This window comes from Pseudomonas sp. R1-1 (genome assembly GCF_051132135.1).
Lineage (GTDB): Bacteria > Pseudomonadota > Gammaproteobacteria > Pseudomonadales > Pseudomonadaceae > Aquipseudomonas.
Window position 1 is genome coordinate 5,669,714 of the sequence record NZ_CP071663.1, and the last position, 13,253, is coordinate 5,682,966.

Here is a 13,253-nt window from a genome sequence, read left to right on the forward strand (position 1 = left end):
CCTGTGCGATTAGCCGCGGATCAATCGCCCACCTCATTCGGTAAACGCTGATCAATCACCCGATACAACGCACTGCCTTGCGGCCAGTTGCGCATGAATCGCGCGCGGTCACGGGCATACGCCTGCGCAAAACTGCTGATAAAGCCGTGCTGACACATCGAGTCCAGATCGATCAATGCCCAGCGATCTTCGTGCCAGAACAGGTTGTGCCCTTTGAAATCACCGTGACTGATGCGTTCATTGATCAATTGCGCGAACAGCGAATCCAGCGCCTGCAGTTCCGCCTCGGGCGCTTCGCCACTTTCGACATACGGCGCAAAGCGCTCGATGATGTCCGGGCCCGGCAAGAACTCGGTCACCAGCCAGGCGCGACCGCGCAGCCACAGGAAGCGTTTTTCCAGCACGGCCAGAGGTTTCGGTGTGGCGATCCCGAGAAACGCCAGGCGATTGCCTTCGCGCCACGAGTGCCACGCACGGCTCGGTCGCCAGAAGCGCTTGAGCCAATGGGCGAACCCCTTGATGTTGTAGCGCTTGATCAACAGCGTACGCTGGCCCACCTGGACCTTGCCGACGCTCGCCGCGCCGCCGGTCTTGTAGAGATGACCCTGAGCAAGCAATGCATCGGCCTGTTCCAGCACCGGCACCATCGCCGCTTCTTCTTCGCGGCGGATCGCCCGCAGGCCGAATGCGCCACGCCGTACGCTGAACAGCGTGCATTCGCGGCCGACCTTGAGCAGAAAGTCCTTCAGCCGCCAGCGGCGCACTTTGTCGATCTGTTTCTGCAAGGCTTCCAGCGGCAACGCGTGCTCGCTGTTGCTCAGCAGGTAATACACCAGCAACTCTTCTGTGAACGGTTCCAGCGCCTTGGGCAACTGGGCGAAAAACACCCCGAGGTTTTCCAGAACCTTTTGCCGCGACAACGGTTGCCCGGCGGTTTCCGCGCGAATACCAGCGCCGTCGATCAAGTACAACTGGCCGCCATGGCGCAGCAGATTGTCCAGGTGCAGGTCTTCCTGCCAGAGGCCTTTGCCGTGCAATTGGCCAATCGCGCCCAGCGCCTCGGCCAGCACCGCGGACTGCTCGTCGGCTAACACCGGCAGGGATTCGACCTGCGCCCAGGCGTCGCCCAGGCTTTCGGCGTTTTCCAGTAGTTCGAACAGCAGCCAGCCACCCTCGCCACTGGTCAGCCCATCGGCCAGCAGCAGTGGTGTGGTCAGGCCTTGCTCAGCGAGCAGACGCACGCCTTGCAGCTCACGCTGAAAATGCCGCGCGGCCTTGCTGCCAACCAGCAACTTGGCCAGCACCGGCCGGCCGCGCCAGACGCCGGCACCCACATAACGTTGCCCCGGCAATACCCGCAGCAGACTCAACAGTTGCAAGTCGGCACTGCCGGCGGCATCGGCCAGGGTTATTGTCAGCGGCAGCGCCGGGGTACGGCCGACATTGGCCAGTTCGGACAATCGCATCAGCGCGTCTCCTTGTGCGTGCGACGCGCGGTCAGCCGGGCGAGCCAGCTGTCGACCAGCGAGCTGTCGCCAGGCTGATCCAGGTAAGCCGCCAGCAACTCGCGCAATTGCGCCTCGGTCCACTGCGGCGCACGGCGCTGCAACGGCTCCAGGTCCTTGATGCGGTCGCGCAGGCCGAACAGCAACGGCCGGGTCTTTTCCAGATCGATCAATTGCGCCTGGTACTCGCCACCTGCGGCCTGCAAGAAAATATGTTTGGGATAAAAACAGCCGTGCACCTGGCGCACACCATGCAGGCGCTGCGCCAGCAGCCCGCAGGCGCGCAGGATTGCTGACTGCTGCTCGCGGTCGAGTTGGGCCCAGCGTTGCAACAGCGAATCCAGGTCGCTCCAGCCGTCCAGCGCGCGGGTCAGCAGAATGGCGCGCACCTCACCGCTGACCTTGCGCTCACCGAAGAACACCGCTTGCAACGCCGGTATGCCGAGCTTGCGATAGCGGCTGATGTTGCGAAACTCGCGGGCGAAACTGGGCTCGCCGAACGGCGCATGCAGCGTGCGCGTCAGGTAGTTGCTCTGGCGCTTGAGGTAATAGCCCTGCCCCTCCAGATTCAGACGAAACACACTGCTCCAGCCACCGCCGACGGTGTTGGGTTCGTCGACCGCCTCAAGCTCTTTTGCCCATAGCGCATCAAAAGTGTCCAGGCCATGGCGCGCCAGCAGTGCGCGGTCATCGTCGGCCAGAAAATCAGTCATTCACGTCCCTCGAAAAATCTCACCACGTGCCGAATCCGCTTCTTGTCGGCGTTATCAAGCCGATCGCACTGGCGATACTGCTTGTAAAAGCGCAAGCGCTGGGTGTTCGACAGGTGATATTTGGCGAGCTTGTCGAGACAGGCCAGATCCTTGGTGATCCGATACTTGAGCCAGAAGCCGCGCCAGAACTCGCCATTGGGGCAATCGATCAGAAAGATGTGCGCCTGATCGTCGATCAACAGGTTGCGCCATTTCAGATCGTTATGGGTGAAACGGTGATCGTGCATTGTCCGGGTATAACCGGCCAGCTGCTGACTGACGCCGTCGACCCAGGCGCGATCCTTGAGTTTCGGATCCTTGCGTTCGGCAAGCGCCGAGAGGTCTTCGGTACGCGGCAGTTCGCGGGTAATCATCGCGCCGCGATCATAGGCGGCGCCACGTCGCTCCAGACCCCAGGCGACCACTTCGGCAGTGGGGATGCCCCACTTGGCGAAGCGCTTGAGGTTCTGCCACTCCATCTTCACCCGCGGCTTGCCGAGATAACGGCGCAGGCCTTTACCGGCACCGACGTAGCGTTTGACGTAATAATTGACGCCGTTGCGCTGCACGCGAATCACTTCGGACAGCGGGTCGCGGGTCAGGCGCTCGCCTTGCAGGGCAAACACCGCTTCGAGACTGCCGAAATCTTCGGCGAGGTCGCTGTAGGCGGGCTCCAGAATCCACCCCGCCATCAGAGCGCATCCCCGTAACGCTGTTTGCGCGCGTAAAGCTTGTCGGCCTTGCCTTGCAGCCAGTTCAACAACGGCGCTTCTTCGGCGAGGATCTGGCGCAGCGGCTGCTGGAAATAGCCCTTGAGAAAACGCAGCTTGTCGCGGCGGGTCAGGCCGATGTCCAGCGCAGAAAAGTACAGCGCCGCCAGATCCTTGTTGCGCCAGCGCTGGGTAATCGCCGGGCGGGTCTGCGCGCGGTGCAGGTCGATCACCGACAGCTTGAAATCTTCCGGCGTCACCGGTTTATCGGTGTGCAGCAGGAAGTGGCAGATGTAGCAGTCACGGTGATTCACCCCAGCGCGGTGCATCATGCCGGTCATGCGGGCGACCTCGGCAATCAATGCGCGCTTGAGCTTTGGCTCGGGCGGCTGCTTGACCCAGTCGATGCTGAAGTCTTCCAGGCTGATGGTCGGCGCCAGTTCTTCGGTAACAATGAACGAATGCTGATCCGCCGGGTTGCTGCCCTTCTCGCCATAGGCCACAGCGGTCATGGTCGGCACGCCGACGTCCTGCAGACGTTGAATCGCCTGCCATTCCTGGCCCGCGCCGAGTACCGGCAGCTTGGCGGTCAGCAGGTTCTTGAAGATTTCGCCCCAGCCGATGCCACGGTGGATTTTCACGAAAAACCCATTGCCGTCGACTTCCGTGCGCAGTGTCCGGCGTGCTTCCAGCTCGCGGTATACCTCGCCCTGCAAGCCTTCGACTTCGGCGAACGGATCGCGTCCGGCCCAAAGGCTTTTGAACGGTTCAGCCAGCATCAACTTCATTAAGCGTGCTCCGCCAGAATCACATCGGCCGCGTGCTGCGGCATGCTGTAGAGGTCGGCCGTCTCGGCGAAGGCCAGACCATTGCGGCTCCAGGCCGCCCGTGCAGCGTCGTCGCTCAACATGTCAGTCAGATATTGCGTCAACTGCGTCTGCTCGAACGGTTCGTCCAGTACTCGCCCGGCGTCGGCCTCGGCGATGTAATGGGCGTAACCGCAGACCGCGCTGACCAGTACCGGCAGGCCGGCGACCAGCGCTTCAAGCAGCACAGTGCCGGTGTTTTCGTTGTACGCCGGGTGGATCAACAGATCGGCGCCGAGCAAAAACCGCGGGATATCGCTGCGACCCTTGAGGAAGGTCACGTTGTCACCCAGGCCCAACGTCGCACTCTGCATCTGGAATAACTTGGGGTCATCCTGGCCGATTACAAACAACCGGGTGCGTTTCTTCAGTTCGGCGGGCAGCGCGGCGAGCGCCTTGAGGCTGCGATCGACACCCTTGGTCTTGAAGCCGGAGCCGATCTGCACCAGCAGCAGCTCGTCGTCCTTGAGATTGAATTCGGCACGGAAACCGGCACGAATTTCATCGGCATTCGCCGGGCGTCGACGGTCCTGGGCAATGCCTGGTGGTAGCAGATGGAAGCGTTCGAGCGGAGTGTCGTAATGCTTGATGAACAGCGGCTGCTGCACTTCGGAAATCATCAGCACTTCGGTTTTCGCATCTTTCGCGAATACCGCGCGCTCGTATTCGGCGAAGTGGCGGTAACGGCCCCAGCGGCGGTACAGCGAATTACGCAGATTCTGTGCCTTGTCCTCGAAACAGCCGTCAGCCGCGTAATAGACGTCGAGCCCCGGCATCTTGTTGAAGCCGATCAGGCGGTCGACCGGACGCTTGGCCAGATCTGCTTGCATCCACGCACTGAGCTTTTCGTTGCGACGATGGTTGAACAACGCCTTGACCGGCGCCACCAGCACTTCGAAGCCCGGCGGCACGTCGCCTTCCCAGATCAGCGTGTAGACGCGGATCTGATGGCCGCGCTGCTGGCATTCGAGGGCGATGCGCATGAAGTCGCGCTGCAAGCCGCCGAACGGGAAATATTTGTACAGGACGAATGCCAATTGCATCAGCGCAGCTCCTCAGCCATTAACAACGTGCTCAGTCGGCTGGCGACACGCTCGGGGTTTACACGCGTGAAGCACAGTGGCTGTTCACGCTTGAGGTCAAACTGACGGGCATCCTGCGCGGTCGGTTGATAGGTACATTTCTTCTGCATGCACGGTGCGCACGGAAAATCGCTGGCCAGGTGAATCTGCAGCTTGCCGTAAGCGCCGGTCAGGCCCGGGTTGGTCGGGCCGAACAGCGAGATGGTCGGCACGTCGAGCGCCGCGGCCAGATGACCGAGGCCGGTGTCCACTGCGACGCAGGCTTGCGCGCCGGCAAGCACTTTGCCGACGCCGGCCAGATTCAGCTTTGGCAGCACTTCGGCATGCTTGAAGCCAGCGGCGATTCTTTCGGCGCGGGCCTTTTCCTGCTCATTACCCCACGGCAGCTTCACGCCGACGCCAAGGTAGCCGACCCGCTCGGTCAGCTCGCGCCAGTAGATTTCCGGCCAGTGCTTGGTGTCCCAGGTGGTGCCATGCAGGAACACCACGAAGGCGTTCTTGCGCGGCAGCTCGACCAGGCGCTCGACGTTGAGGCCGTAATCGCCCAGGCCTTTGGGCAGGTCATAGCCCAGCGCGATGGCGAACAGTTGCCGTACCCGCTCGACGGCGTGCTGACCACGAGCCACGGCCAGTTTGCGATCATAGAAACGCGCCGCCAACGGCTCGCGGGCCGAGGTTTTATCGAGGCCGGCGACCGGGGCTTTGACGTAGCGGGTCAGCCAGGCGCTTTTCAGCAGGCCCTGGGCATCGATCACCAGATCGTATTTATTGGCGCGCACGCTTTGCTTGAAGCGCTTCCATTCGCCGCTGCTGAGGGTTTTCCAAAGATTCTTGCGCCAGCGGCGGATCGCCACCGGGATCACTTTGCCGACCGCCGGGTGCCAGGTCGGAATCTCGGCGAAGCCTTCCTCCACCACCCAGTCGAACTTGATCCCGGGAATCGCCCGGGCCGCGTCGGTCAGCGCCGGCAACGCATGAATCACGTCGCCCAGCGATGAAGTCTTGATCAACAGTACCCGCAACTTAATGAACCTCGACCACGGAGCCGTGCAACTTGTGCAAGGCGTCGTTGACGGCGTCCGGCATCAATTGGCGCAGGCAGTTGTAATGGCCGAATCGGCAGGTACGGTCGAAGCACGGGCTGCATTCGATGCCCAGGCGCACGACTTCGACCTGCTCGGCCAGCGGCGGGGTGAAGCCCGGCGAAGTCGAACCGTAGACGGCGACCAGCGGGCGGTTCAACGCAGCGGCGACGTGCATCAGGCCGGAGTCGTTGGACACCACCGAGTCGGCACACGACAGCAGGTCGATGGCCTCGGCCAACGAAGTACCGCCACTGAGATTGACCGATTCCTCCCGCAGGCCCGGGATCAAACGCGCGCGGATGTCTTCGCCGACCGCGTGATCGTTTTTCGAACCGAACAGCCACACCTGCCAGCCTTCGCGAATGCGCGCTTCGGCGACTTTGGCGTAGTGCTCGGACGGCCAGCGCTTGGATTCGCCGAACTCGGCGCCGGGGCACAGGGCCAACACCGGGCGGTCGAGGCTCAGGCCGAACTTGGCCAGCGCCGCTTCGCGGGTCTGCGGATCGATTTGCAGGCTCGGCCGCGGGTAGGGTTTCGGCAATTCAGCGTTCGGCTCGTAGGCCAGGGCCATGAAGCGCTCGATCATCAGCGGATAACGTTCTTTATCCAGCGTGCGCACATCGTTGAGCAGGCCGTAACGGAACTCGCCACGCCAGCCGGTGCGCTTGGGGATGCCGGCAAAAAACGGCACCAGCGCCGACTTCAACGAGTTGGGCAGCAGGATCGCCTGATCGTACTGCCCGGCCAGAGATTTGCCGATGCGCCGACGCGTCGCCAGTTCCAGCGCGCCGTGGCCGAGCGGGAAGCTCAAGGCCTTGCGCACTTCTGGCATGCGTTCAAGGATCGGCCGGCTCCACTCGGGCGCCAGCACGTCGATTGCGCATTGCGGGTGGCGCTGCCTGAGACACTGAAACAGTGTCTGCGCCATCACCATGTCACCGACCCAACTGGGCCCAACGATCAAAATATTCATGTGCTTTCCAAAAACGAACCGGGGAGGCAATTACGCCTCCCCGCCTCGAGAATCACTGAGGGAGCGGCGCTGCTGGCGATGGGTCATTTCCTTCAACATCACTGTCGACTGTCACTCCGCTATCGCGAGCAGGCTCGCTCCTACATGGTTTTCCGTCTATTCACACATCTGCGACTCGCCGCAGATCGATTGTAGGAGTGAGCCTGCTCGCGATGGGGTCGTAACATTCAACAGTGTTGTCGTTTGACAGTCCGCTATCGCGAGCAGGCGAAGGCCTACAGGGTTTTGTATTCATTCACACATTTGTGGATCAGCTTAGCCCCAACTCACGCCAGATTCGCATGACCTGCCGGCGCTCTTCGGCAAACTGATCGCCCGTTATCACCCCAGCGTCCTTCTGCAAGGCCTGCCGGTGCGCGGCCGAGCGATAGGCTTTATAAGCCTCGCGCAGCAGGCTGGCGTCTTCGGCAGGCATCAGACCTGCGTGTTCCAGCGCTTCCAGAATGCGGATGTTATCGGTCCAGCGCAGCAGTGGCGGGTGGCTTTGCGACCACGCCAGAGCCGCGTATTGCACCATAAATTCAATATCGACGATACCTCCGGCGTCCTGCTTGAGGTCGAACGAGGCTGTGGCCTCGAAGGCATTGGCCGCCGTGCCGGCTGCGGTGCTCTTGGTGCCGAGGTTGTCGCGCATCTTCGCGCGCATCTCGCTGACTTCCTGCTGCAGCTTCGCCAGATCGCGGGGCTTGCCCAGTACTTGCGCGCGGACTTTTTCGAATGCCTGGCCAACGTCCTGACTGCCGACCAGCACCCGCGCCCGCACCAACGCCTGGTGTTCCCAGGTCCAGGCTTCATTTTCCTGATAGCGGGCGAACGCGCCGAGCGAGCTGACCAGCAGCCCCGCCGCACCGGACGGCCGCAGCCGCATGTCGACCTCATAGAGCTGACCGGAGTTGGTCTGCGCCGTCAGCAGGTGAATGATCCGCTGCCCCAGCCGCGTGAAGAATTGCGCACCGTCGATCGATTTCGGCCCGTCGGTTTCCGCCTGCGGATCGCCGTCGTGAATGAACACCAGATCCAGATCCGAACCATGCCCCAGCTCCAGACCGCCGACCTTGCCATAACCGACAATAATGAAGCCGGGGTCGCACAAAGTACCGTCGGTGCGCAGCGGCGTGCCGTATTTGGCCACCGTCTGGCGCCAGGCCAGGGCCAGTACCTGTTCGAGAATCGCTTCGGCCAGCCAGGTCAGGTAATCGCTGACTTTCATCAACGGCAGGCTGCCGGCGATTTCCGAAGCGGCGACGCGCAAGCGGTGCGCCAGTTTGAAATGACGCAGGGCTTCCATCTGCTGTTCAAGGTCGTCTTCGGGAATCCGCGTCAGCCGTTCGCGCAACTCGGCGGCCAGCTCCGGTGCCAAGGGCGGCTTGAACAGGCGCCCCTCATTCAGCAACTCGTCGAGCAGCAGCGGGAAGCGGGTGATCTGCTCAGCGATCCAGGGACTCGCCGCGCACAGCGTCAACAAACGCCGCAGGGCACCGGGGTTCTCGGTCAACAGCACCAGATAAGCCGAACGCCGAGCCACCGCCTCGACCAACGGCAGTACCCGCTCAAGCACCAGATCAGGGTTGTCATGCTCCACCGCTTGCGCGAGCAGACGCGGAATGAACGCATCGAGTCGTTCTCGCCCCAGCCGCTGCATCGCGCGCAACTGCGGACTGCCGCGCAAACCGGCCAGGGCTTTCAGGGCTTTGCTCGAATCGGCAAAACCGGCCTCCTGCAACTGACGGCAGGCCGCTTCTTCGTCCTGCGCTTCTTCCCACAATGGCAGCCATTCGCCGCCAACCACCACTTCGTTTTCGGCGCCCTCTTCCTCGTCGGGATCGGCAATCACCTGGGCGAAATGCCAGGCCACGCGGCTGCGCCAGAACATCAGTTTTTCGTGGAAAGCCTCCCAATCGGCGAAACCGAGCATGAAGGCAATGCGCGCCTGATCCTGCGCGCTGTCCGGCAACATCTGGGTCTGGCGGTCAGCGATCGCCTGGATGGCGTGTTCGGTGTAACGCAAGAATTCGTAGCCTTCGCGCAACTCACTGACCACCGCCGGCGGCAGATAGCCCTGCCCCTCCAGCGTGCTCAACACCTTTGATAGAGGACGCTGCTGCAGGCTCAGATCGCGGCCGCCGTGAATCAACTGAAAGGCCTGGGCGATGAACTCGACCTCGCGGATGCCACCGGAGCCCAGCTTGATGTTGTCGGCCATGCCCTTGCGCCGCACTTCCTGCTGGATCAACTGCTTCATGGTGCGCAGCGCTTCGATCGCCGAGAAATCCAGATAACGCCGGTAAACGAACGGCCGCAGCATGTCGAGCAATTGCGCACCCGCCGCCTGATCGCCGGCCACCACCCGCGCCTTGATCATCGCGTAGCGTTCCCAATCGCGCCCCTGGTCCTGGTAATACTGCTCCAGCGCATTGAAGCTCAGCACCAGCGCGCCGGACGAACCGTACGGACGCAGACGCATGTCGACACGAAAGACGAAGCCGTCGACGGTCATCGGGTCGAGCGCTTTGATCAGGCGCTGGCCGAGACGGATGAAAAATTCCTGGTTATCCAGCGAGCGCTTCACCCCAACGGTTTCGCCGCCTTCGGGATAGGCGAAAATCAGGTCGATGTCCGACGACAGATTCAATTCGACGGCGCCGAGCTTGCCCATGCCGAGGATGACCATCTGCTGCGGCAGACCGCTGCGACGCCCGGTCGGCGTGCCGAACTGTTCGCAATGACGGCTGTACAGCCATTGATAGGCCTGGTCGATGGTGGCGTCGGCCATGTCCGAAAGATCGCGACAGGTCTGCACCAGATCGGCCTGGCGGGTGAGGTCACGCCAGATGATCCGCACCTGATGCCGGGCACGCTGGCGGCGCAGGGCGCGGCCGAGCTCGTCTTCGCTCTGCGCGGCATTTACCGCAGCGGCTATTTGCGTGCACAGTTCGCCCGGTGCGAACGCCCGGTCGAGTTCACCGGACTGCGCCAGCGCCAGCAACATCAAAGGGTCACGAATGCTCTGTTCAATGACAAACTCGCTGGCAGCGCTGACGCGGGCGAATTGCGCCCAGCGCTCGGCGGACCAGTTCGCCAGACCGTGATCGTCATCCAGCGCGGCGACGGCCGTACGGAACGACTGCTCGGATCGATTGACCAACGGCAGGAGAATGGCGGGCAGTTCGGCAAGCACGGGCAGGGTCATGGTCTATCCTTGATCGGCGTGTAAATGGCCGCTTGTAGTGATTGGCGAAAACCCGCTACCCGCTGGAGTGTCGAACAAAAGTTAGAAATAGCTGAAAATTCATTGTCGTTGGCAGCGAATATCAAAGTTTCACCTTTTTCGGATGGCAAAAGACCAACCTTAACGATTATTCTCACAACGCAGTTGGAGGCCACGAGCCATTCTTCTGTAGTTTTACTACTCGTCTATACATTCGAAAGGCTGAAATGCCGGAAGATTTGTAGTAAAACTACACGCCGCCGGAACAACCTGTCGGCAATCCAAGAATTTTAAATCGTCTGCCCACAAGGCCAGTCGCAAACTCAGGCAACCGATTCTGGAAGCCTTTCCGCCCTGGAGCAAGCCATGCAAGACCTCGATCCCGTCGAAACCCAGGAATGGCTGGACGCCCTGGAATCGGTTCTCGACAAAGAAGGCGAAGACCGTGCTCACTATCTGATGACCCGTATGGGTGAACTGGCGACCCGCAGCGGTTCGCAACTCCCTTACGCCATCACCACGCCTTACCGCAACACGATCCCCGTTACCCACGAAGCACGCATGCCTGGCGACCTGTTCATGGAACGCCGCATTCGCTCGCTGGTACGCTGGAACGCGATGGCCATGGTAATGCGTACGAACCTGAAGGATTCTGACCTGGGTGGTCACATCTCCAGCTTCGCTTCCAGTGCGACCCTGTATGACATCGGCTTCAACTACTTCTTCCAGGCCCCGACCGACGAACACGGCGGCGACCTGATCTACTTCCAGGGCCACACCTCGCCAGGCGTTTACGCCCGTGCCTTCATGGAAGGCCGCATCACCGAAGACCAGATGAACAACTTCCGTCAGGAAGTCGATGGTCAAGGCCTGTCGTCCTATCCGCACCCGTGGCTGATGCCTGACTTCTGGCAGTTCCCGACCGTATCGATGGGTCTGGGTCCGATCCAGGCAATCTACCAGGCACGTTTCATGAAGTACCTGGAACACCGCGGTTTCATTCAGCCGGGCAAACAGAAAGTCTGGTGCTTCCTGGGCGACGGCGAGTGCGACGAGCCGGAATCCCTGGGCGCGATCTCCCTGGCCGGCCGCGAGAAGCTGGACAACCTGATCTTCGTCATCAACTGCAACCTGCAGCGCCTCGACGGCCCGGTTCGCGGCAACGGCAAGATCATCCAGGAACTCGAAGGCGTGTTCCGCGGTGCACAGTGGAACGTGACCAAAGTCATCTGGGGCCGTTTCTGGGACCCACTGCTGGCCAAGGACGTCGACGGCATCCTGCAACGTCGCATGGACGAAGTCATCGACGGCGAGTACCAGAACTACAAAGCCAAAGACGGCGCGTTCGTTCGCGAGCACTTCTTCAACACGCCTGAACTCAAGGCGATGGTTGCCGATCTGTCCGACGACGAGATCTGGAAACTCAACCGTGGCGGCCACGACCCGTACAAGGTCTACGCGGCGTACCACGAAGCGGTCAACCACAAAGAACAACCAACCGTCATCCTCGCCAAGACCATCAAAGGTTATGGCACCGGTGCCGGCGAAGCGAAAAACACCGCGCACAACACCAAGAAAGTCGATGTCGACAGCCTGAAGTTGTTCCGCGATCGTTTCGACATCCCGGTCCGGGACGAAGAGCTGGAGAACCTGCCGTTCTTCAAGCCTGAGCCAAACAGCGCCGAAGCCCGCTACCTCGCCGAGCGTCGCTCGGCATTGGGCGGTTTCGTACCGCAGCGCCGCGCGCAGAGCTTCAGCGTACCGACTCCGGACCTGGACACCCTCAAGGCCATCCTCGACGGTTCCGGCGACCGTGAAATTTCCACCACCATGGCCTTCGTGCGGATCCTCGCGCAACTGGTCAAGGACAAGGAAATCGGCCCGCGCATCGTTCCGATCATCCCGGACGAGGCCCGTACCTTCGGTATGGAAGGCATGTTCCGTCAGCTCGGCATCTACTCGTCCGTCGGCCAGCTCTACGAGCCAGTCGATAAAGACCAGGTGATGTTCTACAAGGAAGACCAGAAAGGTCAGATCCTTGAAGAAGGCATCAACGAAGCAGGCGCCATGAGCTCGTTCATCGCCGCCGGCACTTCGTACTCCAGCCACAACCAGCCGATGCTGCCGTTCTACATCTTCTATTCGATGTTCGGCTTCCAGCGTATTGGCGACCTGGCCTGGGCTGCCGGCGACAGCCGTACCCGTGGCTTCCTGATCGGCGGCACCGCTGGCCGTACCACCCTGAACGGTGAAGGTCTGCAGCACGAAGACGGTCACAGCCACCTGCTGGCCGCGACCATCCCGAACTGCCGCACCTACGATCCGACCTACGGCTACGAGCTGGCGGTGATCATTCAGGACGGCATGAAGAAGATGACCGAAGAGCAACAGGACATCTTCTATTACATCACTGTGATGAACGAGTCGTACCAGCAGCCAGCCATGCCGGCCGGTGCCGAAGAAGGCATCAAGAAAGGCATGTACCTGCTCGAGGAAGACACTCGCGACGCGGCGCACCACGTCCAGCTCATGGGCTCCGGCACCATCCTGCGCGAAGTGCGTGAAGCGGCGAAGATCCTGCGTGAAGAGTTCAACATCGGCGCCGACGTGTGGAGCGTGACCAGCTTCAACGAACTGCGTCGCGACGGTCTGGCCGTGGAGCGCAGCAACCGTCTCAAGCCTGGCCAGAAGCCAAAGCTGAGCTACGTCGAAGAGTGCCTGAACGGCCGTAAAGGTCCGGTCATCGCCTCTACCGACTACATGAAGCTGTTCGCCGAGCAGATCCGTCAGTGGGTACCGTCCAAGGAATTCAAAGTCCTGGGCACCGACGGTTTCGGCCGCAGCGACAGCCGCAAGAAACTGCGTCATTTCTTCGAAGTCGACCGTCATTTCGTGGTGTTGGCAGCCCTGGAAGCACTGGCTGACCGTGGTGATATCGAACCTAAAGTCGTGGCTGAGGCCATCGTCAAGTTCGGCATCGACCCGGAAAAACGCAACCCACTGGACTGCTGA

The 13,253-nt window shown here is 61.4% G+C and carries 9 protein-coding genes; 1 reads left to right on the forward strand and 8 read right to left on the reverse strand.

Annotated features, from left to right (window positions below; genetic code table 11):
- Nucleotides 1-20: 20 nt before the first annotated feature.
- The 8 genes from J3P75_RS25350 to glnE form a co-directional block, all read right to left on the reverse strand.
- Nucleotides 21-1,466, reverse strand: a complete 1,446-nt coding sequence (locus J3P75_RS25350) for a lipopolysaccharide kinase InaA family protein (RefSeq protein ID WP_434708603.1) — start codon at nt 1,464-1,466, stop codon at nt 21-23.
- Nucleotides 1,466-2,218, reverse strand: a complete 753-nt coding sequence (locus tag J3P75_RS25355) for a lipopolysaccharide kinase InaA family protein (protein WP_434708604.1) — start codon at nt 2,216-2,218, stop codon at nt 1,466-1,468. Before J3P75_RS25355 ends, J3P75_RS25350 begins: the two co-directional genes overlap by 1 nt.
- A complete protein-coding gene (locus J3P75_RS25360; protein ID WP_434708605.1) occupies nt 2,215-2,949 on the reverse strand; it encodes a lipopolysaccharide kinase InaA family protein in 735 nt (244 codons plus the stop codon). Before J3P75_RS25360 ends, J3P75_RS25355 begins: the two co-directional genes overlap by 4 nt.
- A complete protein-coding gene (gene rfaP / locus J3P75_RS25365) occupies nt 2,949-3,755 on the reverse strand; it encodes a lipopolysaccharide core heptose(I) kinase RfaP (RefSeq protein ID WP_434708607.1) in 807 nt (268 codons plus the stop codon). Before rfaP ends, J3P75_RS25360 begins: the two co-directional genes overlap by 1 nt.
- Nucleotides 3,755-4,876 carry a glycosyltransferase family 4 protein gene (locus J3P75_RS25370; protein ID WP_206414731.1) on the reverse strand — a complete coding sequence of 374 codons (1,122 nt, stop codon included), beginning with the start codon at nt 4,874-4,876 and terminating at the stop codon, nt 3,755-3,757. Before J3P75_RS25370 ends, rfaP begins: the two co-directional genes overlap by 1 nt.
- The gene (waaC, locus tag J3P75_RS25375; protein WP_434708608.1) at nt 4,876-5,937 is read right to left on the reverse strand and encodes a lipopolysaccharide heptosyltransferase I; all 1,062 of its coding nucleotides are present in this window, start codon (nt 5,935-5,937) and stop codon (nt 4,876-4,878) included. The genes J3P75_RS25370 and waaC overlap by 1 nt, the downstream gene beginning before the upstream one ends.
- 1 nt (nt 5,938) lies before the next feature.
- Nucleotides 5,939-6,973, reverse strand: a complete 1,035-nt coding sequence (waaF, locus tag J3P75_RS25380) for a lipopolysaccharide heptosyltransferase II (RefSeq protein ID WP_090280601.1) — start codon at nt 6,971-6,973, stop codon at nt 5,939-5,941.
- 310 nt (nt 6,974-7,283) lie between these two features.
- Nucleotides 7,284-10,223: a bifunctional [glutamate--ammonia ligase]-adenylyl-L-tyrosine phosphorylase/[glutamate--ammonia-ligase] adenylyltransferase gene (glnE, locus tag J3P75_RS25385; RefSeq protein WP_434708609.1), complete on the reverse strand. Its 2,940-nt coding sequence runs from the start codon at nt 10,221-10,223 to the stop codon at nt 7,284-7,286.
- Between the two features lie 384 nt (nt 10,224-10,607).
- On the opposite strand from glnE, the gene aceE reads away from it, so the two are divergent.
- Nucleotides 10,608-13,253, forward strand: a complete 2,646-nt coding sequence (aceE, locus tag J3P75_RS25390; RefSeq protein ID WP_206414728.1) for a pyruvate dehydrogenase (acetyl-transferring), homodimeric type — start codon at nt 10,608-10,610, stop codon at nt 13,251-13,253.

What these genes read in the sequence shown, in the direction of transcription:
- J3P75_RS25350 (WP_434708603.1), bottom strand. Translation starts at nt 1,466, where the DNA reads ATGCGATTGTCCGAACTGGCCAATGTCGGCCGTACCCCGGCGCTGCCG.
- J3P75_RS25355 (WP_434708604.1), bottom strand. Translation starts at nt 2,218, where the DNA reads ATGACTGATTTTCTGGCCGACGATGACCGCGCACTGCTGGCGCGCCAT.
- J3P75_RS25360 (WP_434708605.1), bottom strand. Translation starts at nt 2,949, where the DNA reads ATGGCGGGGTGGATTCTGGAGCCCGCCTACAGCGACCTCGCCGAAGAT.
- rfaP (WP_434708607.1), bottom strand. Translation starts at nt 3,755, where the DNA reads ATGAAGTTGATGCTGGCTGAACCGTTCAAAAGCCTTTGGGCCGGACGC.
- J3P75_RS25370 (WP_206414731.1), bottom strand. Translation starts at nt 4,876, where the DNA reads ATGCAATTGGCATTCGTCCTGTACAAATATTTCCCGTTCGGCGGCTTG.
- waaF (WP_090280601.1), bottom strand. Translation starts at nt 6,973, where the DNA reads ATGAATATTTTGATCGTTGGGCCCAGTTGGGTCGGTGACATGGTGATG.
- glnE (WP_434708609.1), bottom strand. Translation starts at nt 10,223, where the DNA reads ATGACCCTGCCCGTGCTTGCCGAACTGCCCGCCATTCTCCTGCCGTTG.
- aceE (WP_206414728.1), top strand. Translation starts at nt 10,608, where the DNA reads ATGCAAGACCTCGATCCCGTCGAAACCCAGGAATGGCTGGACGCCCTG.